Source organism: Parabacteroides chinchillae (genome assembly GCF_900108035.1).
In the GTDB taxonomy this organism is placed as follows: Bacteria; Bacteroidota; Bacteroidia; order Bacteroidales; family Tannerellaceae; genus Parabacteroides; species Parabacteroides chinchillae.
Genome location: NZ_FNVS01000002.1, coordinates 158,769 through 180,846 on the forward strand (window position 1 = coordinate 158,769; position 22,078 = coordinate 180,846).

General features: G+C 38.8%; 20 protein-coding genes and 1 pseudogene. 13 read left to right on the top strand and 8 right to left on the bottom strand.

Annotation, left to right across the window (positions count from 1 at the left end; all coding sequences use genetic code 11):
* Positions 1 to 9: 9 nt before the first annotated feature.
* The gene (locus tag C4S38_RS02595; protein WP_103982430.1) at positions 10 to 2,130 is read left to right on the top strand and encodes a Tex family protein; all 2,121 of its coding nucleotides are present in this window, start codon (positions 10 to 12) and stop codon (positions 2,128 to 2,130) included.
* Positions 2,131 to 2,132: 2 nt separating this feature from the next.
* On the top strand, positions 2,133 to 2,630 hold the full coding sequence (gene ybaK, locus C4S38_RS02600; RefSeq protein WP_099465669.1) for a Cys-tRNA(Pro) deacylase: 498 nt from the start codon (positions 2,133 to 2,135) through the stop codon (positions 2,628 to 2,630).
* A gap of 3 nt (positions 2,631 to 2,633) precedes the next feature.
* Here ybaK and C4S38_RS02605 read toward each other — a convergent pair whose 3' ends face one another.
* Entirely contained in the window at positions 2,634 to 3,200 is a 567-nt protein-coding gene (locus C4S38_RS02605; protein WP_103982431.1) for a cob(I)yrinic acid a,c-diamide adenosyltransferase, read from the bottom strand.
* Position 3,201: 1 nt separating this feature from the next.
* Entirely contained in the window at positions 3,202 to 4,518 is a 1,317-nt protein-coding gene (locus C4S38_RS02610; RefSeq protein WP_103982526.1) for a cobyrinate a,c-diamide synthase, read from the bottom strand.
* Between the two features lie 190 nt (positions 4,519 to 4,708).
* On the opposite strand from C4S38_RS02610, the gene C4S38_RS15975 reads away from it, so the two are divergent.
* Entirely contained in the window at positions 4,709 to 4,855 is a 147-nt protein-coding gene (locus C4S38_RS15975) for a hypothetical protein (RefSeq protein ID WP_234999273.1), read from the top strand.
* 4 nt (positions 4,856 to 4,859) lie between these two features.
* Here the strand turns inward: C4S38_RS15975 and panB are convergent, their stop codons facing one another.
* On the bottom strand, positions 4,860 to 5,687 hold the full coding sequence (gene panB / locus C4S38_RS02620) for a 3-methyl-2-oxobutanoate hydroxymethyltransferase (RefSeq protein WP_103982527.1): 828 nt from the start codon (positions 5,685 to 5,687) through the stop codon (positions 4,860 to 4,862).
* Between the two features lie 182 nt (positions 5,688 to 5,869).
* On the opposite strand from panB, the gene C4S38_RS02625 reads away from it, so the two are divergent.
* The 4 genes from C4S38_RS02625 (at position 5,870) to C4S38_RS02640 (ending at position 9,310) form a co-directional block, all read left to right on the top strand.
* The gene (locus C4S38_RS02625; RefSeq protein WP_103982433.1) at positions 5,870 to 6,406 is read left to right on the top strand and encodes a GNAT family N-acetyltransferase; all 537 of its coding nucleotides are present in this window, start codon (positions 5,870 to 5,872) and stop codon (positions 6,404 to 6,406) included.
* 65 nt (positions 6,407 to 6,471) lie between these two features.
* Positions 6,472 to 7,479, top strand: a complete 1,008-nt coding sequence (gene rhuM / locus C4S38_RS02630) for a virulence protein RhuM/Fic/DOC family protein (RefSeq protein ID WP_234999276.1) — start codon at positions 6,472 to 6,474, stop codon at positions 7,477 to 7,479.
* Between the two features lies 1 nt (position 7,480).
* Complete coding sequence (locus tag C4S38_RS02635; protein ID WP_103982435.1) at positions 7,481 to 7,945, top strand: alanyl-tRNA editing protein; 465 nt, start codon at positions 7,481 to 7,483, stop codon at positions 7,943 to 7,945.
* A 93-nt stretch (positions 7,946 to 8,038) separates the two neighbouring features.
* Positions 8,039 to 9,310 (top strand): phosphoglycerate kinase, encoded by a 1,272-nt coding sequence (locus C4S38_RS02640; protein ID WP_103982436.1) that lies wholly within the window; start codon positions 8,039 to 8,041, stop codon positions 9,308 to 9,310.
* Between the two features lie 75 nt (positions 9,311 to 9,385).
* Here C4S38_RS02640 and C4S38_RS02645 read toward each other — a convergent pair whose 3' ends face one another.
* The 4 genes from C4S38_RS02645 to C4S38_RS02660 form a co-directional block, all read right to left on the bottom strand.
* On the bottom strand, positions 9,386 to 10,189 hold the full coding sequence (locus tag C4S38_RS02645; RefSeq protein ID WP_234999274.1) for an endonuclease/exonuclease/phosphatase family protein: 804 nt from the start codon (positions 10,187 to 10,189) through the stop codon (positions 9,386 to 9,388).
* Positions 10,190 to 10,362: 173 nt separating this feature from the next.
* A complete protein-coding gene (gene guaD / locus C4S38_RS02650; protein ID WP_103982437.1) occupies positions 10,363 to 11,664 on the bottom strand; it encodes a guanine deaminase in 1,302 nt (433 codons plus the stop codon).
* A gap of 20 nt (positions 11,665 to 11,684) precedes the next feature.
* Complete coding sequence (locus C4S38_RS02655) at positions 11,685 to 12,581, bottom strand: cation diffusion facilitator family transporter (protein WP_103982438.1); 897 nt, start codon at positions 12,579 to 12,581, stop codon at positions 11,685 to 11,687.
* Positions 12,582 to 12,705: 124 nt separating this feature from the next.
* Positions 12,706 to 14,031 (bottom strand): PhoH family protein, encoded by a 1,326-nt coding sequence (locus C4S38_RS02660; protein ID WP_103982439.1) that lies wholly within the window; start codon positions 14,029 to 14,031, stop codon positions 12,706 to 12,708.
* 326 nt (positions 14,032 to 14,357) lie between these two features.
* Here C4S38_RS02660 and C4S38_RS02665 point away from each other — a divergent pair.
* Positions 14,358 to 15,043, top strand: a pseudogene (locus tag C4S38_RS02665) (response regulator transcription factor).
* A gap of 12 nt (positions 15,044 to 15,055) precedes the next feature.
* Here the strand turns inward: C4S38_RS02665 and C4S38_RS02670 are convergent.
* On the bottom strand, positions 15,056 to 15,310 hold the full coding sequence (locus tag C4S38_RS02670; RefSeq protein ID WP_103982441.1) for a TIGR03905 family TSCPD domain-containing protein: 255 nt from the start codon (positions 15,308 to 15,310) through the stop codon (positions 15,056 to 15,058).
* 83 nt (positions 15,311 to 15,393) lie between these two features.
* Here C4S38_RS02670 and C4S38_RS02675 point away from each other — a divergent pair, with 83 nt between their 5' ends.
* Genes C4S38_RS02675 through C4S38_RS02695 form a run of 5 tightly spaced genes read left to right on the top strand, consistent with a single transcriptional unit; the run spans position 15,394 to position 22,057 of the window.
* On the top strand, positions 15,394 to 16,695 hold the full coding sequence (locus C4S38_RS02675; RefSeq protein WP_103982442.1) for a bifunctional folylpolyglutamate synthase/dihydrofolate synthase: 1,302 nt from the start codon (positions 15,394 to 15,396) through the stop codon (positions 16,693 to 16,695).
* Between the two features lie 20 nt (positions 16,696 to 16,715).
* On the top strand, positions 16,716 to 18,149 hold the full coding sequence (locus tag C4S38_RS02680) for an MFS transporter (RefSeq protein WP_103982443.1): 1,434 nt from the start codon (positions 16,716 to 16,718) through the stop codon (positions 18,147 to 18,149).
* Positions 18,150 to 18,168: 19 nt separating this feature from the next.
* A complete protein-coding gene (ispE, locus tag C4S38_RS02685) occupies positions 18,169 to 18,978 on the top strand; it encodes a 4-(cytidine 5'-diphospho)-2-C-methyl-D-erythritol kinase (RefSeq protein WP_103982444.1) in 810 nt (269 codons plus the stop codon).
* Positions 18,975 to 19,553, top strand: a complete 579-nt coding sequence (locus tag C4S38_RS02690) for a class I SAM-dependent methyltransferase (protein ID WP_103982445.1) — start codon at positions 18,975 to 18,977, stop codon at positions 19,551 to 19,553. The genes ispE and C4S38_RS02690 overlap by 4 nt, the downstream gene beginning before the upstream one ends.
* An 11-nt stretch (positions 19,554 to 19,564) precedes the next feature.
* The gene (locus tag C4S38_RS02695) at positions 19,565 to 22,057 is read left to right on the top strand and encodes a S9 family peptidase (protein WP_103982446.1); all 2,493 of its coding nucleotides are present in this window, start codon (positions 19,565 to 19,567) and stop codon (positions 22,055 to 22,057) included.
* The last annotated feature ends 21 nt before the right edge of the window (positions 22,058 to 22,078 follow it).

Below are 22,078 nucleotides of genomic sequence, written 5' to 3' on the forward strand. Positions count from 1 at the left end.
ATTACAATTATGCTATTTCATGCGCTTATTTCGCGTTTATTAAATATTCCGGCAGGACAAGTTGAAAGAACAATAAGGTTGATAGATGAAGGAGCTACAATTCCTTTCATTAGCCGTTATCGTAAAGAAGTGACAGGTGGTTTGGATGAAGTGCAAATCAGCAATATCAAAGATCAGTTAGATAAACTGACAGAGATAAAAAAGCGAAAGGAGACAATCTTAAACTCAATAGAAGAACAAGGAAAACTTTCACTGGATTTAAAAAAACGTATTGAAGATTCATGGGATAGTACGGAAATAGAAGATATTTACCTTCCTTATAAACCCAAACGTATTACTAAGGCTGAAATAGCCCGTAAAAAAGGTCTGGAACCCTTGGCTAAAGTAATAATGATGCAAAACGAAAGCCGGCTTTTTGATCGCGTTAAAGATTTTGTGAAAAATGAAATTAAGAGTGTAGAAGATGCTTTACAAGGTGCGCGCGATATTATAGCCGAATGGGTAAATGAAAACGAGGATGCTCGTAATACAGTGCGAAATTCATTTAGTCATACAGCTGTTATTTCTTCAAAGGTAGTAAAAGGTAAAGAAGAAGAAGGCACTAAATATCAAGACTATTTTGAATTTAGCGAACCTTTGAGCCGTTGTTCCTCCCATCGGTTGTTGGCCTTACGCCGCGGAGAAGCAGAAGGAATACTCCGCATAAGCATATCACCGGATACAGATTCTTGTCTGGATAGATTGAAAAGACGTTTTGTGAAAGGGCGTAATGATATTTCTGACCAGGTGGCTGAAGCCATAGATGATTCTTTTAAACGATTGCTTAAACCATCCATAGAAACTGAGTTTGCCAATTTAAGTAAAGCTAAAGCGGATGAAGAAGCTATTCGTGTATTTGCAGAAAATTTGCGCCAATTACTTTTGGCTCCTCCTTTAGGCCAAAAGCGTGTATTGGGTATTGATCCTGGATATCGTACCGGTTGTAAGTTGGTTTGTCTGGATGCACAAGGCAATTTGTTACATAATGAAGCTATTTATCCGCATCCGCCACAGAATGAAAAGAACAAAGCTGCATCCAAAGTATCTCAATTAGTAACAACATATGCTATTGATGCAATAGCGATTGGTAATGGAACTGCCAGCCGTGAGACAGAGCAGTTTATTACTAATATTCGTTATGAACGAAAGGTTCAGGTATTTGTAGTAAGCGAAAACGGGGCATCTATCTATTCCGCATCAAAAACCGCACGTGAAGAATTTCCAGAATACGATGTTACGGTGCGTGGTGCTGTCAGTATAGGACGCCGATTGATGGACCCTTTAGCCGAGTTGGTAAAGATTGATCCGAAAAGCATTGGTGTAGGGCAATATCAGCACGATGTGGAACAAAACGCATTAAAGAAAAGTCTTGATCAGACTGTAGAGAGTTGTGTAAACCTGGTTGGCGTAAATGTAAATACAGCCAGCAAACATTTACTGACATACGTATCTGGATTAGGACCAACATTAGCACAAAATATTGTAAACTATAGAACTGAACACGGCCCTTTTACTTCTCGCAAAGAGCTTTTAAAAGTTCCCCGTATGGGAGATAAAGCATTTGAACAAAGTGCCGGATTCCTTCGTATACAAGGTGGCCGAAACCCATTGGACAATTCGGCCGTACATCCGGAAAGTTACCCCATTGTAGAGCAAATGGCAAAAGATTTACAATGTTCTGTAGCGGAACTTATTTCGAACAAGGAGATAAAGAATAAATTGAAATTAGATAAATACGTTTCTGATAAAGTTGGTATGCCTACATTACTGGATATTATGGAAGAACTGGATAAACCGGGGCGGGACCCTCGTCAGACCATCCAGGTTTTTGCTTTTGATCCGGATGTTAAAACAATAGAAGATTTGAAAGAAGGGCAAATATTACCGGGTATTGTTACTAATATTACAAATTTCGGATGTTTCGTAGATATTGGTATTAAGGAAAACGGCTTAGTCCATATCTCGGAGTTAGCTGATAGATATGTTAGTGATCCTACACAAATCGTATCCATTCATCAACATGTAAAAGTAAAAGTACTTAGTGTGGATTTAATTCGTAAACGTGTGCAATTGTCTATGAAAAGCTTGTGATTATGAAAGAGAAGATAAATAAAACCAACGTAGCGCGGCTGCTTGACAAGGCAAAAATTGCTTATCAGTTAGTACCGTATGAGGTAGACGAGAACGATCTGAGCGCTATTCATGTAGCAGAACAACTGGGTGAAGACATTGAACAAGTATTCAAAACGTTAGTTTTGCATGGTGATAAAAGTGGCTATTTTGTATGTGTTATTCCCGGAGATCATGAAGTTGATTTAAAAAAAGCAGCAAAAGTATCCGGCAATAAAAAGTGTGAGATGATTCCTATGAAAGAACTACTACCTTTAACCGGTTATATTCGCGGCGGCTGTTCTCCTGTTGGTATGAAAAAACATTTTCCAACCTACATTCATTGTACGGCTCCACAATTTGATAAAATATATGTAAGTGCCGGGCAACGTGGACTGCAAATACAAATCTCCCCTACCGATCTGATCAAGGAAACTCAGGCTACAGTTGCTGATCTGATTGCTGTGTCGGAAGAAGAATAGCTTTTACCGGCCTCGTTTATAAAGAAACGAGTGCCAACGTTCTTCTGTTCCACCCTGACAGAATATGTCATACCGTGCCATAGCGAAAAACAAATCGGATAAGCGATTTACGAACTGCATGATAAGAGGAGGAACCGGATCTTTACGATTCAATGTACATAAACGGCGTTCGGCTCTACGTACAATTGTACGGGCCAAATGCAAATGTGCGGATACAGGAGTACCTCCCGGCAATACGAAATAGCTGTTCTCTCCCATTTTTTCTGACAACATATCTATCTGTTTTTCACAAAAAAGGACTAGGTCTTCTGATATTTTATTAGGATTCTTTGCCCGGATTGTAGAAGGAGTTGCCACATTAGACATAACTGTCATCATTTCTCTTTGAATTCTTCCCAACAATTCCTGCCAGTCATGTTCGCCAGGAAGTAATGTCCGGACAATCCCTATCTGGGCGTTCAATTCATCCAATGTTCCATTGGCTTCTATCCGTATGTCATCTTTATCCACCCGCTCTCCACCATGAATGCCGGTATGACCTTTGTCTCCACCTCTTGTATAAATTCTCATTTTATTTTTCTTTCAGATAATTAATAAACCAAGTATTTAAGGATGAATCTCCCCAATATAAGTGAGTATAACCGGCCAATACATTTTTATAACGATATAACGGAGTATCTGCCTCCTTCCCTTTTGCCGTATAAGCTTTTGCTACCGAATGTAAAGTATCTGCCAGTGGGAATGTGTGAGAATAGTGAAACTCGTGTCCTTTTAATTCATATCCATTATACAGTAAAGTGCGATAACCCAGAGTTAGTTTCATATTTTCCATTGTTGCTTTTTGAGGCAATAGGTCAGCCATCGGATAGCTTTTTCCATCCATTCCTACTATATGTTTGCAGAGATACATCATTCCCCCACACTCGGCAAGCAGCTTTCCTCCGTTTTCAGCATAAGATTTTATTGACGCCAGCATAGAATAATTTTTACTGAGCTTTTCAAGAAATAATTCCGGATATCCTCCCGGCAAATAAACGAAGTCGGCTTCTGGCAGACATATATCTTTTAGTGGGCTGAAATAGGAAATATTCCCTATGCGGTTCAAAAACCGGAGGTTTTCTTCGTATGCAAAATTAAATGCTGCATCCTGAGCAACAGCAATACGGAAGTTTTCATTTATTGGTGCAATATTTTCTTTAATTTCAGAAAGTACATTGCATGGCGTTAACTCAAGTAGACGATCTATGTTTACATGTTGTTCTACGATGTCAGCTATTTGATCGGCAAACGATTCAAAACAGAAATCATTTTCCAGCGAAAGTCCTAAATGCCTGCTGGGAATATTTATATCCGGCTGCTTAGGTAAATATCCCAGAGCTTCTACTCCAACGTCCTTGCAAGCCTGCTTCAAATATTCGTAATGTGTATCAGACGACACAAAATTAAAGACGACACCAACCACTCTGACTCCTTTGTAAAAGTGTTTGAAGCCGTATAAAAGAGCAGCGGAAGAATATGCTGTACTTTTAGCATTTACAATTAAAACAGCTGGAATATCCAATAAATGTGCAACTTCGGCACTGCTTCCTTTCATACCGTCAAAACCGTCAAACAGTCCCATAACTCCTTCGGTTATTGCAATATCGGCATCAGATGTATACCGGCTATATAGTTCTTGCATGTGTTTTTCGGACATCATAAAATAGTCCAGATTTACAGATGGGCGTCCTGATGCCATTGTATGGTGCTGGGTGTCGATATAGTCCGGTCCGCATTTGAAAGGTTGTACTTGCATACGGCGTTTCTTCAATGCCCGTAATAATCCTAATGTAAAAGTAGTCTTTCCACTCCCAGAAGAAACTCCTCCGATTAGTAAATGATATTTCATATCGTACATTTTAAGCAAATATAGACAAAATTCATTTTATAGTAACATCCTTATATTACCTATTATCTGGCAGATTTGATCTTCAAGGACAGGGATATTATCAGGAATAACCTTAGCTTTGAATTTTTCGATTATAAACGTAATCCTTCTTTTTTTGGCCTGTATATATATTGTCAAGCAAAATCTTGGTGTGAGAGTATTTATAGATTATAACTGTTCTCCTTCCCGGTTTGTTTCTTATTCGACTAACCAGGAAGGAGAAGCAGTACAATATGAAACTCATAAAACATTAAACGCCTTAGCTTTAGGAGCTTCGGTTAATGTTATGTTGTGGTAAAAGTCTAGTATTGTTCTTTTTCGTTTGGAAAATCTTGTGTTTTCACATCCTCTATGTATGCTTGTACGGCACGGGTTATATCTTCGGCAAGGTTTGCATAACGACGTAGAAAACGAGGCGAGAAACCTTGATTTATACCTAACATGTCATGCATTACCAAGACTTGCCCGTCTACTCCATTTCCCGCACCAATGCCAATAACCGGAATTGTTAGTTCGGAAGCTACACGAGCAGCTAATGCAGCCGGTATTTTTTCTAATACCAAGGCAAAACAACCTACTTCCTCTAATAAATGAGCATCATCAATTAGTTTTTGGGCTTCTGCCTCTTCACGGGCACGAACAGTATAAGTACCAAACTTATTAATGGACTGAGGAGTTAATCCCAAATGCCCCATAATAGGAATGCCGGCACATAAAATACGTTCAATAGACTCTTTTACTTCCGACCCTCCTTCCAGTTTGATACAATCGGCATGTGTTTCTTTCATTACACGGATGGCAGAAGCTAATGCTTCTTTGGAATTCCCCTGATAGGTTCCGAACGGCAGGTCTACAACTACAAGAGCACGTTTAACCGCTTTTATCACGGACTTACCATGATAGATCATCTGATCCAGCGTAATTGGTAAGGTTGTTGTGTTACCTGCCATTACATTAGAAGCGGAATCTCCCACCAAAATTACATCCATACCTGCCTGATCTATAAGTGTAGCCATTGAAAAATCGTAAGCTGTCAGCATTGAGATTTTTTCTCCGCGCTGCTTCATTTCCATCAGGCGATGGGTTGTTACCTTTCTATTATCCTCTAAGTCCCTTTTTGCAACTGACATAATTTTTTCTTTTAGTGTTACAGTCGGCAAAGGTACGGATAATACTTTTACAAAATATAAATAAAGAAAAATCATCAGTATCACTTTTAAAAATCATCCCGATCATTTTATAAAATCATCGGGATAATTTTTACCGGACAAAATAACCTTATATCTTTGCTTTTATAATATGAGAATGAGATATGAAAGCAAAAATCAATGAAAACTATTCAATCCGCGAAGCAACTTTGGAAGATGCAAAAACAATCTGGCAGGCAATAGATTTGCATAGGGATTATCTGAAAACATGGTTGCCATTTGTTCCTAAATTGCATACGGTTGAAGATGAAGCAGCTTTTCTGCATGCAACTCTATCTGTTCCATATCAAGACAGAAATATTGTATTTATGATAGAGAAGGGAAAAGAGTTTTGCGGTCTTATCGGTTTTGTAAATACGGATAATGTTAATCACCGGACAGAGATTGGCTATTGGTTGTTGCCTGAGTATCAGGGACAGGGAATAATGACACAAAGTGTAAAATACCTTAGCCGATGGGCTATCCGCGAACGAAATATGCACCGTGTCCAGATATGTTGTGCTGTAGGTAATCATCCTAGTAACGCAATCCCCCAACGCCTTGGTTTTAAAATGGAAGGTACCATCCGTCATGGAGAACTATTATCTTCCGGCGAATATGCAGATATAAACATATATAGTATTTTGGAGAGAGAAATATAATTTTGAAAACAATTATGGAACAAGAGATCCAACTTAACGAACACAACAAACAAGAATATCCACCTATGCACACCATTGATTTTAACCCATCCTTAAACGATATTATCATTTATCAAACGGAAGATGGAGAAATCAAGCTGGATGTTAAAATGGAAAAAGATACCGTTTGGTTGACGCAAGCGCAGATGAGCGAGTTATTCCAAACAGACCGTACATCTATTGTGCGTCATATAAACAACATTTACAAGAGCCATGAACTAGAGATAGAACCAACCTGTGCAAAAATTGCACAAGTTCGTACAGAGGGGAAAAGGAAAGTAACCCGATATATTCCTTTTTACAATTTAGACATGATAATATCGGTCGGTTATCGAGTTAATTCAATACGTGGTACCCAATTCCGTATCTGGGCCAACAAAATATTGAAAGACTATCTTATTAAAGGTTATGCCATCAACCAAAAGATAAAATTAGAACATTATCAAGAGCTAAAAGACATCGTTCGTATCCTCGGTAATACGCTCAAAAACCAAGAACAGCTAACATCCGACCAGTCCAAAGGTTTATTAGCTGTCGTAACCGATTATGTCTATGCCCTCGATACTTTAGATAAATACGATTATCAGCAACTCATCATCGAGGATACGACAAAAGGAGATAGATTTCATGCCACATATGAAAACGCAATAGAAGCCATTCGAAGCCTAAAAGGGAAATTTGGGGAAAGCGAATTGTTTGCACATGAAAAAGACCAATCATTCAAAAGTTCGATTTCAACCATTTACCAGACATTCGATGGCATAGAACTTTATCCCAGTATTGAAGAAAAGGCAGCCATGCTACTTTATCTGGTAACAAAGAATCATTCTTTCAGTGATGGTAATAAACGAATTGCAGCTATGCTATTCCTTTGGTTCATGGAAAACAACGGAATACTCTACCATCCAAGCGGAAAAAAACGTATCGTTGATAATACATTAGTCGCCCTCACCTTAATGATTGCAGAAAGCCGTACAGAAGAAAAAGACATTATGGTAAAAGTAGTAGTAAATTTAATCAATCAAAATAATTAATATGGAACAAGAGATCCAACTTAACGAACACAACAAACAAGAATACCCACCTATGCACACTGCCGAACATATTTTAAATCAGACAATGGTGCGTATGTTTGGGTGTCCGCGCTCAAAGAATGCACATATTGAGCGGAAAAAGAGTAAATGCGACTATCAACTTACGGAAGAACCGTCTGCGGAGATGATGGCGGAAGTAGAACAACAGGTCAATAATGTAATTGATCAACATTTGCCTGTAACAATAGACTATATGTCTCGTGAAGATGCCGGAAAAATTGTAGATTTAAGTAAATTGCCCGAGGAAGCAAGCGAAACACTACGTATTGTAAGGGTTGGAGATTATGATGCTTGTGCCTGTATCGGGACTCATGTAAACAACACATCCGAAATCGGCCATTTTAAATTGCTTAATTACGATTATGCCGAAGGGCGGCTTAGATTGAGATTCAAACTGACCGAATAATTATATAAATGTAACACCTAAATAAAATATTTTTGCGTAAGTTTGCACGCGGTTAAACGATACATTTTAATACTGAATTTAAATACAATAGTTATGCAAACAATTGACAATTTCAATTTTGCCGGAAAAAAGGCATTTGTAAGAGTTGACTTCAATGTTCCTTTGGATGAAAACTTCAACATCACAGACGATACTCGTATGCGCGCTGCTCTTCCTACTTTAAAGAAGATATTGGCTGATGGTGGTAGTGTAATTATCGGTTCTCACCTGGGCCGTCCAAAAGGCGTTACTGACAAGTACTCTTTGAAACATATTCAGAAACACCTCTCCGATTTATTAGGTGTAGAAGTTCAGTTTGCTAATGACTGTATTGGCGAAGAAGCCGGCGCTAAAGCAGCTGCTTTAAGACCGGGCGAAGCATTGTTGCTTGAAAACCTTCGTTTCTACGCAGAAGAAGAAGGCAAACCGAGAGGTTTGGCTGAGGATGCTTCCGATGAAGAAAAGAAAGCTGCCAAGAAAGCCGTTAAAGAAAGCCAGAAAGAATTTACAAAGAGATTAGCTTCTTATGCTGATTGCTATGTAAATGATGCATTCGGTACAGCTCATCGTGCGCATGCTTCTACGGCATTGATTGCAGACTACTTCGATACAGACAATAAGATGTTCGGTTACTTGATGGAAAAAGAAGTGAAAGCCGTTGAAAAAGTAATGAACGACATTGCGCGTCCGTTTACAGCTATCATGGGTGGTTCTAAGGTTTCTTCAAAAATCGAAATCATCGAAAACCTGTTGAATAAGGTAGATAACCTGATCATCACTGGTGGTATGACTTATACTTTCACTAAAGCACAAGGTGGCAAGATTGGTAATTCTATTGTTGAAGACGATAAGTTGGATCTTGCTCTTGATCTGATAAAGAAAGCAAAAGAAAAGGGTGTGAATCTTGTATTGGCCGTTGATGCTAAAATAGCCGATTCATTTAGTAACGACGCTAAAACTGCTTATGCGAACGTAAATGAAATTCCTGATGGTTGGGAAGGCCTTGATATAGGTCCTAAGACGATAGAAATCTATGCCGATGTTATCAAAAAGTCTAAAACAATCCTTTGGAACGGTCCTACAGGCGTGTTCGAATTTGAAAACTTCACAGACGGTTCACGTGCAGTAGGTAACGCTATCGTAGAAGCTACTAAGAATGGTGCTTTCTCATTAGTAGGCGGAGGCGATTCTGTAGCATGTGTTAATAAGTTCGGTTTGGTAGATGGTGTGTCTTATGTATCTACAGGTGGTGGTGCTTTGCTGGAAGCAATCGAAGGTAAAGTTCTTCCGGGTATTGCTGCTGTTAAGGGCGAATCTTATAAATAAGAAAAGTTCATATAAATAAAATAAGGGTAGACATCACGTCTACCCTTATTTTTTCTCCCCCTAATAAATCTATTGTTAGAGCTTTATGTCTGTAACAAGCGGCAAGTGGTCTGACGCCATTGGTTCATTAATAGACACGCTCTGAGTAACGTTATATTTGTAACCTTTCTGCTTCAATCCCCAAACATAATCCAAGCATACTCTCGGAGTGTCAGATGGATAAGTAATGAAGCTTTCGCTACTCAATAGATCAAATTTACTTTTCATGATCTCTACCGGCTTACTACCCGGTTTCGCATTGAAGTCTCCCCCTATCAATACTGGTTTCTTTATCCCTTCTAACTCTTTAATTAAAATACCGGCCGATGTTACACGGTCTTTTTCTACCAACGAAAAATGCGTACTGCATACAACATAATCTTTAAAATCTGAAATGATTAATAAACGGGGTTCTTCATCGCCGGGCAAAGGTACTTTCCGGATACTTTCCGGTTTGGTTCTGGTAAGCATACCTATGCCATATTTGCCTTTGGAACGGTCTACTGCATGACCGAAGATTGGGTACATACCTGTTAATTCCGATAATTGCATAATTTGATTTGCCCAATTAACCCTTTCTGTTACACTATCCACTTCCTGAAGAGCAACAACGTCTGGATTAACACGTTTGATTACTTCTGCAACCCGTGCAATATCTACTTCGTTATCCATCCCTATGCCAATACGGATATTGTAACTCATAAAACGTAATGAAGATGGAGCTTTAGGCTTAATATCGCCATAAGATACTTTATCACGTACATCCTGCGCATATATTCCATTCAATGAAGAAAAGCCTACTAAAGCAACAGCCAATGTTTTGAATAGTGATTTAATCATAATAGTATTCTCCTTTTTGAAACATTCAGTTATCTATTCTTAAACCTAACCAACCTATTATATTTAAATATAACACCTTTTATATTGTAAAACATTTTACAATAACAGACGGACAAATATAATTAATTTATTTATTAAAGCAAATATGTTAGGTGTATATTTTAAATAGATTGCTAAACCTGGACACCCATTAAATAAGTAGCCTGAATAGCGCGGTCATCTCCTAATATCTGTAAACCGAAGAGTTTATTTTCTATGTTCCATTTTCCAATACGTACCAGATGCTCTTTGCGTAATTGCTGGGATGAGGTAGAAGCATAATCCACTACAATGAAATCGGCATTGCAACCGGGTTTAAAATTTCCTATCTCATTTTCCAGATGTAAAGCTTTTGCACAGCCTAATGTACATTTGTATAATAATTCCAACGAAGATATAGGATAGCCGTTTAATTGCTGTACTTTGTAGGCCTCGCCCATAGTACGCAGCATTGAAAAGGAAGTTCCACCTGCTACGTCGGTGGCTAATGTAGTTTGCAAATTATAATAATTGGCTTGGGGCATATTGAATAGTCCGCTTCCTAGGAATAAATTGGAAGTCGGACAGTGAGCTATAATAGCTTTGGCAGAAGCCAAACGTTCACATTCTTTTGCTGATAAATGAATACAATGTCCGAAAACCGTATGATCTGTCAGCAATCCTGTTCGTTCGTAAACTTCCAGGTAATCCGAGTGTTCCGGGCATAATGAAAGCACGGAAGCTATCTCGTCTTTATTCTCTGATAAATGGGTTTGTATATAGGTATCCGGATATTCGGCATGCAAACGTCCGGCACTTTCTAATTGGTCCAGCGTACTGGTGATAGCAAAACGAGGAGTAATGACATACCGGTTACGTCCTTTCCTATGCCATGATTCTATTAATGAACGCGTTTCTGTTTCTCCTTTTCCGGTTGTGTCTAATATGTTTTCGGGGGCATTTCGGTTCATCAGTACTTTACCTGTCAGCATACACATATTGTATTCGGATGCTACGGCAAAAAGGGATTCTACCGATATAGGATGTACAGTTGCATAGGCCATACATGTAGTCGTACCATTCTTTAATAGCTCCCGGATGAAAAAACGAGCTATTTGTTCGGCATGTTCAGGTGAAGAAAATGCTTCTTCGGCCGGAAAAGTATAATCATTCAGCCAATCCAACAACTGGCAACCATACATACCTATAATTTCTGATTGGGAGTAATGAATATGCGAGTCGATAAAACCCGGCATAATCAATTTACCCGAATAATCTGTTACGGGGATTCCCTGATAACGGGTATGTATTACATCATAATTACCTGACTCTACAATCTTCCCTTCGGAAACTACTAGTATTCCGTCCGGGTAGTAATAATAAGCATCTTTCCTTTCTAATGGAGAATCTGTAAAATAAAAAACTTCTCCACGAAATAACTGTATGTCTTTATTCATCTTCTACCTCGTCTAAATCTTTATTTTATTGGTTCTACGTGTAAACCGATATGAGTAGCAGAACCAAATCGTTGGCGAAGCTTTCTTTCTATTTCACACATAATTGTATGAGAACGTGCAACTGTCATTTGGCCATCCATACGAATGTGTATTTCAATTGCAATATCATTCCCTATGCGGCGCGTGCGCAAATTGTGAGGATTTTTTACCTCCGGAGATTCAGTAACTATAGAAAGAATTTCGTCTTCGACCTCTTTTGGCAACGACTTTTCTAATAAATCATTAATAGCCGGCATTACCAATTCAAATGAAACCTTAACAATGAAGATACTCACTATAACGGCAGCTAATGGATCCAAAACGCGCCATTTCTCACCTAAAAGAATTGCTCCACCAATACCTACCATGGTCCCTATAGATGAAAAAGCATCCGAACGGTGATGCCATGCATTAGCAATAACTGCCTGACTGTTCTGGCGTTTACCTACTAAGATTGTATACTGATAAAGTGCTTCTTTTATGATAATTGAAACAATGGCAGCTATCAACGCAATGTTACCGGGACTTTCCAATGTTTCGCCTCTGAAATAAAAGTCGTATATCTTATTGGCTCCTTCCCAAAAGAGCCCTACTCCTACACATAACAAAACAATACCGATAATTGATGTGGCTAATGTTTCATATTTACCATGTCCATAGTCATGACTTTCATCTTTCGGCTTGGAAGATATATTAACGAAAAGCAATACAATCATATCCGTAACAAAATCGGATAACGAGTGTACGGCATCTGCAATCATAGCACTACTATGCCCTGCAAATCCGGCAATAAATTTAAAGATAACTAATAGAAAGTTCCCTACGGAGCCAACCAACGTCACCTTCATTATTTCTTTTTTACGAGTTTGAATTTCCATAATAAAGACATTAAATAGAGCTCCAAAGATAGGGAATAGTTAGGTGGAAATAAATAACAGTTGACATGTAAATGGCAAAAAGAGCTTCTCAACTCAACCATTTCCCATGTCAACTGTATAATTTTTAAAGCAAATCTGATGCCAATTCGGATAATTGGCTGCGTTCTCCTTTTATAAGGTTGACGTGAGCAAATAATTCTTGTCCTTTCATTTTATCAACCATATAAGCTAAACCGTTACTCTGGGCATCCAGATAGGGCGAATCAATTTGTTGGATATCTCCGGTGAATACCATTTTTGTGCCTTCTCCTGCACGGGTAATAATTGTTTTTATTTCATGAGGAGTTAAGTTTTGAGCTTCGTCTATAATACAGAATGTCTCAGATAAACTGCGTCCGCGGATAAATGCTAGTGCTTCGATGACCAGTTGATTATTCTTTTGTAAATCATCAATCTTGCGCGTATCCGGGCTTCCGGGTGCAAATTGGGCTTTAATTACATTCAAATTGTCGAACAAAGGTTGCATATAGGGAGCTACTTTCTGTTTTTCATCCCCCGGAAGGAATCCTATATCTTTATTTGCTAAAGCCACTATGGGACGAGCCAGTAATATCTGCTTATATGTATTTGCCTGTTTTAAGGCAGAAGCTAAAGCTAGCAAAGTCTTTCCGGTACCTGCCTTTCCTGTTAATCCTACCAGTTTAATATTCGGATCATTCAATATTTCAAAAGCGAAACTTTGTTCCGCGTTACGAGGTTGAATACCGTAGTTTGTACCTTTGTCTACCTTCTTTATTTTATCCGTAAACGGATTATAACGAGCTAGTACAGAGTTTCGTACACTCTTTAATATAAAGCATTCATTCGGGTCTAGTTTTGATTTGATTTCCAGTAAATCGGAATCAACACCGTCTGCTGAAGAATATATTTTATCAATTAAATCGGGATCAATATTCTCATAAGTATCCTGGGCACGTTCAAAAATATCTACATTAATTACTTTATCCGTAATATAGTCTTCAACCTGAATACCCAGTGAACGAGCTTTCATCCGTAGGTTTACATCTTTGGTAACAAGTATTGTTTTGATCTTCGGATTCTTTTCCGCAATAGATAATGTGCAGGAAAGAATGCGGTGGTCTGCCGTCTTTTCCGGAAATGAAAGAGCTATTTTCTCCTGGTATTTATCCCCGGTTACAACATGAAGTGTTCCTTTTCCCGGTCCTAATGAAGCTCCTTTCAAAAAGAGATCGTTGCTGGTTAATGCATCCAGTTCGCGTACAAATTCACGCGCATTATAATTTATCTGGTCGCTTCCCTTTTTAAACTTATCCAGTTCTTCAAGCACCACAATAGGTAAATAAATATCATTCTCCTGAAAGTTCTCAATACATTTGTAATCGTGCAGGATAACATTGGTATCCAGCACAAAATTCTTCTTTGCTCCCATAACCTTTCGATTTAATGATTATTCAACATTGAACGACAAAACATGAATGTTCCTAAAAGAACATATATTATCTGCGTTCCCTACAAATATACTTATTTTAAAATATGAATGTTCGTTAGAATGAAAAGTTTTATAGGAGAAAACTATCTTATAAAGCTTATTTATCTTATTATGCCGGCATTTTAATGACATTAACAGTCTGTTTTATTTTTTCTTCGTGAATTATTAACCGGCTCACAGATATGAAGAGATTAAATCACAGGTGCAAGCCGGATAAAGGTTCTACTTTCACTCTTCATTTCATTAATCAAAAATAAAACAGGAATATGAACAAGATAAAAGTACTGCTGGTAGAAAAGACGAGGCTACACTTGCCATGATTATAAAAGACACGCTGGATGGTAAAGAATTTGAAATCATATTAGCTGCCGACGGAGAAGAAGGTATTGCCCGTTACAAGGAAACTAAACCAGATGTTATCGTATCAGACATCATGATGCCTAAAATGGATGGGTTTACGATGGTTCGGGAAATACGAAAGCACGATTGTACAATTCCTGTATTATTCTTGTCTGCCCGTTCTTCGGCAAATGATGTAGTAGAAGGTTTTGAATTAGGGGGAAATGATTATCTAAAGAAGCCTTTCGGCATAGCAGAACTGATCGTACGTATAAAAGCCCTTTTGCATAAAATAACCGTAAAGCAGCCACAAGAGACATATTTCCGTATCGGACAATATGAATTTGACTCTATTACCCAAACTCTTTCTTTCTGTGATGATAAAGAGTTGCTTAGTAACCGGGAGTCGGAAATATTAAAACGGTTGTGTGAAAATATCAATCAAATATTACCAATGAAGGAGGTTCTACTGGACTTATGGGGAGATGATTCGTTTTTCAATTCGCGCAGCCTGCATGTATTTATTACCAAATTAAGGCATAAATTATCTCGCGACCCGTCAATTAAAATATTAAATGTACGCGGAATAGGATATAAAATGATTATAAACTAACGATATAATGGTTCAAATACACTTTTTTAAAGCCTGTGCCAGTTGGTCCGGACAGGATGTACCGCGTCCATGACAGTCTATCCCTTCCATTCGATTGATTGCTTCATTTACATTCATTCCCACAAGCAGGGCAGATATCCCTTGGGCATTACCATGGCAACCACCTATAATTTGTACATTGGTTATTACATCGCCCTGGACATCAATTAGCATCATCTTTGAGCAAACATCCCCCTGAGGCGCGTACACAACACGTTGTTGTTCCATTTCCTTTTATTCTTCATTTTTATTAACAGCAGGCAAAGGTAAAATAAAATTGACTACTTTTGCACAATACAAATCACAAAAACATGACATACGAAGATACATTACACTATTTGTATACCAGTATTCCGGTATTCCAGCACAGCGGTGCTTCTGCTTATAAACCGGGTCTTGGAACAAGTATAGCTCTTGATAATTACTTAGGAAATCCACATAAATCATACCGGACGATTCATGTGGCAGGAACAAATGGCAAAGGCTCGGTCTGTCACGTGCTGGCTGCTATTTTACAGCAATCAGGATATAAAGTAGGTTTGTATACCTCCCCTCATTTGGTAGATTTCAGGGAACGTATCCGAGTCGATGGAAAAAAAATATCTAAAGAATATGTAACCGGTTTTGTTGAACGCCACCGCCCCTTTTTCGAATCTCTCCATCCTTCATTTTTTGAACTTACATCCTCTATCGCATTTGATTATTTCCGTAATGAAAAGGTCGATTATGCCATTATCGAAGTTGGTATGGGAGGACGACTGGATAGTACTAATATAATATCTCCTGTCTTAAGTATTATAACGAATATCAGCCTTGATCATACCCGGTTTCTGGGTGATACAGTAGAGAAGATCGCTGCAGAAAAAGCAGGGATCATTAAGACTGGGATTCCTGTTTTAATCGGAGAAGGATTAGATTCTTCCGTGGCAGAAGTATTCAGAGAAACAGCCCGCAAACAAAATTCACCCATTTACTTTTCTCAAAGTGTGGAATTAATAAATAATGCGATACAGACAGAAGATGGTTGGGAGATTGATTCATTGGAATTCGGGAAACTGCACGGAGAATTGGGCGGTTTTTCGCAAAGCAAAAATAACCGGACAATATTGGCGGCACTCAGTCTTTTAATCCGTTCCGGTATAAACATCCCAATAGAAGCAATCCGGGAGGGTTTTAGCCATGTAACGACATTAACCGGGTTAATGGGGCGTTGGCAAAAGTTGCAAGACGAACCGAAAGTCATCTGTGATACAGGACATAATATAGGAGGTTGGAACTATTTGAGTTCTCAATTGGAAGGCATAGCCAAACACTATAAAAATCTTTACATGATAGTAGGTATGGTAAACGATAAAGACGTAGACGGAGTATTATCCATGATGCCTAAAGAGGCTAACTACTTTTTTACACAAGCATCTGTAGAACGTGCAATGCCGGCACAGGAATTTGCTTTGAAAGCATCCATACACGGCTTATCTGGTATTACTTGCAAGACCGTTCGGGAAGCTGTGGAAAAAGCTTTAAAAAAGGCTGGCAAAGATGACCTGGTTTTTATTGGAGGCAGCACCTTTATCGTTGCCGATGCTATTCCCCTATTTCAAACAAACGAATAACTTAATTCATATCAAATATTATGACACAACAGATTCAAAGAAAACTAAGTGAGTCTAAAACGGCCCGCTGGAGCGTCTTGGCGCTTGTGGCATTCACCATGCTTTGCGGATATTTTATTACGGACATGATGGCTCCACTCCAAGATTTACTTCAAACGCCTGTAGGTGGAGGCGGTTTAGGATGGTCAGGAGATGATTATGGTAAATTTACCAGTGCATACGGATGGTTTAATGTATTTTTCCTTATGTTGATATTCGGGGGAATGATCCTTGACAAAATGGGTGTACGTTTTACCGGCCTTATGGCAACCTGTATTATGATTGTTGGTGTATTCATTAAATGGTTTGGTATCTCACATAATTTCGACGGTGCGACAGTAACTATTTTGGGAACAGAATGGGGATATACATTACTGGTAGCTTCACTGGGATATGCAATATTTGGTGTTGGAGTGGAAATTGCCGGTATCACCGTTTCCAAGATTATTGTAAAATGGTTTAAAGGTAAAGAAATGGCTCTTGCCATGGGATTGGAGATGGCTTGTGCACGTATCGGAACAGGGTTGGCCATAGGTGTTACTCCATTGTTATGTAAAGCATTCAACAACTCTATCAGCATGCCGATTTTAATCGGATTAATATTATTATGTATAGGTCTGTTGTCGTTCATCGTATTTGTGGTAATGGATAAACGCCGCGACGAAGAACTGGAAAATACGGAAGAAGAAGCCGAAGAGCCGTTCCGTTTCTCAGACATCTTTTCCATTATTTCAATGAAAGGATTCTGGTACGTAGCTCTTTTATGCGTACTATTTTATTCTGCCGTATTCCCATTTTTGAAATATGCTCCGAGTTTAATGATCAATAAGTTTGGTATCGATCCTGAATGGTCTGGTGTGATTCCCGCTTTATTACCATTCGGAAATATTCTGCTTACTCCGTTTTTCGGTAACCTGTATGACCGTAAAGGAAAAGGCGCTACAATTATGATTGTTGGTGCAATCATGTTGGTATTCATACACTTCATGTTCTCTATTCCTGCATTAAACAACTGGGTTATCGCACTCGGACTGATTCTTTTGTTGGGAATTGCTTTCTCCCTGGTACCATCGGCTATGTGGCCTTCTGTTCCGAAAATCATCCCCGAAAATAAACTGGGTACGGCTTATGCTCTGATATTCTGGGTACAAAACTGGGGATTGATGGGAGTTCCGTATCTTATCGGCAAAGTCCTTGATAAATATTGTATTACCGGATATGTAAATGAAAAACCGACATACGATTACACTATTCCGATGATGATATTTACCTGTTTCGGTATCTTAGCCCTTATGATTGCATTATTATTGAAGCGTGAAGACAGGATCAAAGGTTACGGATTGGAATTACCCAATATTAAAAAACCGGAAGAAGAAGCTAAAATCATTGCAGAAGAAATGATTGCAGAACCATAATACAAAAATATCAATAAATATGATTTGTTTTCCGAATGCCAAAATAAACCTGGGACTGAATATTGTAAGTAAACGTCCGGACGGTTATCATAATATTGAAACCGTATTTTATCCGGTTCCTGTAAAGGATGCCCTGGAAATAGTAATAGCCAAAACCTTTTCTTTTCATCAAACCGGTATTCCTGTTGATGCTCCAGTTGAAAAAAATCTGGTTGTTAAGGCTTTGAATATATTAAAGGGAAAGTATGAAATTCCACCACTGGAAGTTCATTTGCTAAAAGCCATTCCTTTTGGTGCAGGACTAGGCGGAGGTTCTGCCGATGCCGCTTTTATGCTGAAGCTGATCAATGATTTTTGCAAATTAAATATACAGGATGATGAGTTAGAAAGAATAGCTTCACATATTGGTGCCGATTGTCCGTTTTTCATTCGTAATACACCGGTGTTTGCGAATGGAACAGGTAATCAGTTTGAACATGTATCTCTTTCATTAAAAGGATACTATTTATGCCTGGTAAAGCCGGAAGTGGCAGTATCAACCCCCGAAGCCTATTCGTTGGTTACTCCTGCGGAACCTGATATTTCATTAAAAGAGATTATCAAACAACCTGTGTCCGAATGGAGAAATAGCATGAAAAATGATTTTGAAGGCAGTGTGTTTCCAAAATATCCGGCAATAGAGAAAATCAAACAAACTTTGTATGCCAGGGGGGCTGTTTATGCTTCTATGTCCGGCTCCGGTTCATCTGTATTCGGATTATTCGAATCTCCAACGGATTTAAAGGAATACTTTAAGGACTGCTATATTTGGGAAGGAGCAATGGAATGAATGAAATAGCAAGCTTTTTTGATTCCTTAGCCGATCGTTGGGATGAACTTTGTACGCATGATGCGGATAAGATTAACACGATACTGGAACAAACCACTCTGCACAAAGGCTTACGTATTCTGGATATAGGATGCGGGACGGGTGTACTCGAAAAGTATCTCCTTCCCTATTCTCCCGCTAGTATTGTAGCTATAGATATTTCCGGACAAATGATTGAAATGGCGAAAAGCAAATATGCAACTTCAATTGTAGACTTCCGCCATGCAAATGTATTGGATATGAAGGAAGAATTGTTTGATTATATCATTGCTTATAGCGTTTTTCCTCATTTTGAACACCAGCAAGAAACAATTTCTCATTTGGCAGACCTTCTTGTTCCGGATGGAGAGCTTGTTATTTGCCATAGTGAAGGACGTAATAAGATAAACAGTCATCATAACAAGCATGCCGGCAAATTGTCTTTCGGTTTACCAGCAGCAAAAGAATTGGCGGATTGGATGCAACCTTATTTCACTATACACTCTATATACGATTCCGATGACTATTATTTGGTAAGCGGTTTACGCAAATTGTAAATATAATATATATGAAAAAAAGAACTTATTTAATTCCGGTATTATTGTTTGCTGCACTAACACTTCAGGCAGCCACCAATATAAAGGTAATGCAATACAAATATGCCGGCCCTATTGTGGTAAACAAACCGTTTATGGTTGACACCGTAAATGTAAACGGGAAGCCGTTTGAAGCAAAAAATCTACTTAAATCCACACTGCCGTTCGATCGGGCATTGTCTTCTCCCGAAATACTTCAGGCAGACACAGCCGGGTCTGTTTCTTTCCTGGCCTCGCAAAAAGGATATGCCCTTCATCTGTTTTCTTTCTTTTTAAATAGTGACAGATATGTGAAAGGTACACTAGAAGTAACAGGCAACGGCGCCTTTGACGTATATGTCAATAACAAATCTGTAGGGTCTACTTCTGAACTAGTCATGGAGCCGCGCCGTTATGAAATTGTTATTAAATACCTGACTGCAGAAACTGATACATGCAAACCTTCTTTTAAAACAATATTTAAAAGTAAGGAAGATGCAGTAGTTACAGCTTCGTTAAACCCTGAAAAGCGTTATACATTGAACAATATAATGGAAGGTCAGGATTTCAGGGGAATAGGTGTTTCACCTAACGGTAAATACGCTTTGGTAAAGTATGTAAATCGTTTCCCTGAAGGCAAAAGCGAATCATATACGCAGTTAATGGATGCTTCAACCGGACGCATATTGTTGCAGGATAACGGTTTTCTTACCAATGCCCGTTGGATGCCTGAGAGCAATTTATTCTATTATACGCGCAAAGGTCTGCAAGGTAAAGAGCTTGTAACCGTGGACCCGGCAACAATGAAAGAAAATATTCTGGTAAATGATCTGCCGGACGGACATTTTATAGTTGCTCCGAATGAAGCATCTCTCTTTTTTACTATCGAAGAACAGGGGCCTAAAGAAGGTAACGAATTGATCCGCGTGTTGGAACCCAGAGATCGTTTGCCTGGTTTCCGCGACCGTTCGTTTATCTGGCGGTATGATCTTCACACGGGGCTTTATGAACAACTGACTTTTGGTTACCAAAGTACGTATATTAATGACATAAGTGCCGACAGCCGTTATCTGCTGTTCAGTGTCAACGATAATGTATATACATCTTTGCCTCACGGACGTAATTCATTATATAGAATGGATTTGCAAACAATGGCAATTGATACCATCTGGGAAAAAAAACCTTATGTTAATCAGGCGGCTTTTTCTCCTGACGGAAAACAGCTTTTGGTGGCCGGTTCCGGTGATGCATTCGAAGGTATAGGCTTAAATATCAAAGAAGGGCAATTGTCGAATGATTATGACGGGCAACTTTTCCTTTATAACCTGGCCAATCATAAAGCAACTCCCTTAACAAAAGAATTTAATCCTAATGTAATAGATGCAGTATGGAATCGTTATGACGGACAAATCTATATCCAGGCAGAAGACCAGGATTTCCAGCGCCTTTTTTCTTGTAATCCGGCTAATGGAAAAATCAAACAGATTGCTTTAACCGAAGATATTATTACAGGCTATTCATTGGCTGATAACGCTCCTGTATTGTTCTTCTATGGACAAAGCGTTTCTAATGCAAACCGCCTCTATGCTTATGATCTGAAAGGCGGAAAGAGCCGTTTGGTTTACGATCTTTCTTCCGATAAACTGAAAGACATTGCATTGGGTGAAGTGCATGACTGGAATTTTACATCAACTGACGGAACTACCATTCAGGGACGTTATTACTTGCCTCCTCATTTCGATCCCGGCAAGAAATATCCAATGATCGTTTACTATTATGGAGGTACATCGCCCACAAACCGTATGTTGGAAATGCGCTATTCAATGCACATGTATGCAGCTTTGGGTTATGTTGTCTATACGCTAAATCCTAGTGGTACTACTGGTTTCGGACAAGAATTTGCTGCCCGCCACGTTAATGCCTGGGGCATAAAAACGGCCGATGAAATTATTCAGGGAACAAAAGAATTTTGTAAACAGCACGCTTTCGTGAATGAAAAGAAAATAGGCTGTATTGGTGCCAGCTATGGAGGCTTTATGACACAGTATTTACAGACCAAGACAACTATCTTTGCTGCAGCTGTCAGCCATGCAGGTATTAGTGCATTAAGCAGTTATTGGGGTGAAGGTTACTGGGGATTTGGCTATTGTTCCGTAGCTAACAAAGGTACTTATCCATGGAATAATCCGGAATTTTTCACAAAACAAAGTCCGTTATTTAATGCAGACAAGATAAATACCCCCCTTTTACTTTTGCATGGTAACGCTGATACAAACGTTCCTGTCGGGGAAAGCATTCAGATGTTTGCTGCCCTTAAACTACTGGGCAAAACAGTAGAGTTTGTTCAGGTAGACGGAGAGAACCACGGCATTGTAGGCTACAGCAAACGTATAGGATGGCAAAATACTATCTTTGCCTGGTTTGCCAAATGGCTGAAAGATGAACCGGAATGGTGGGCAGCTATGTATCCGGAAAGGAAATTATAATTTATAGTATGAAATAAAAAC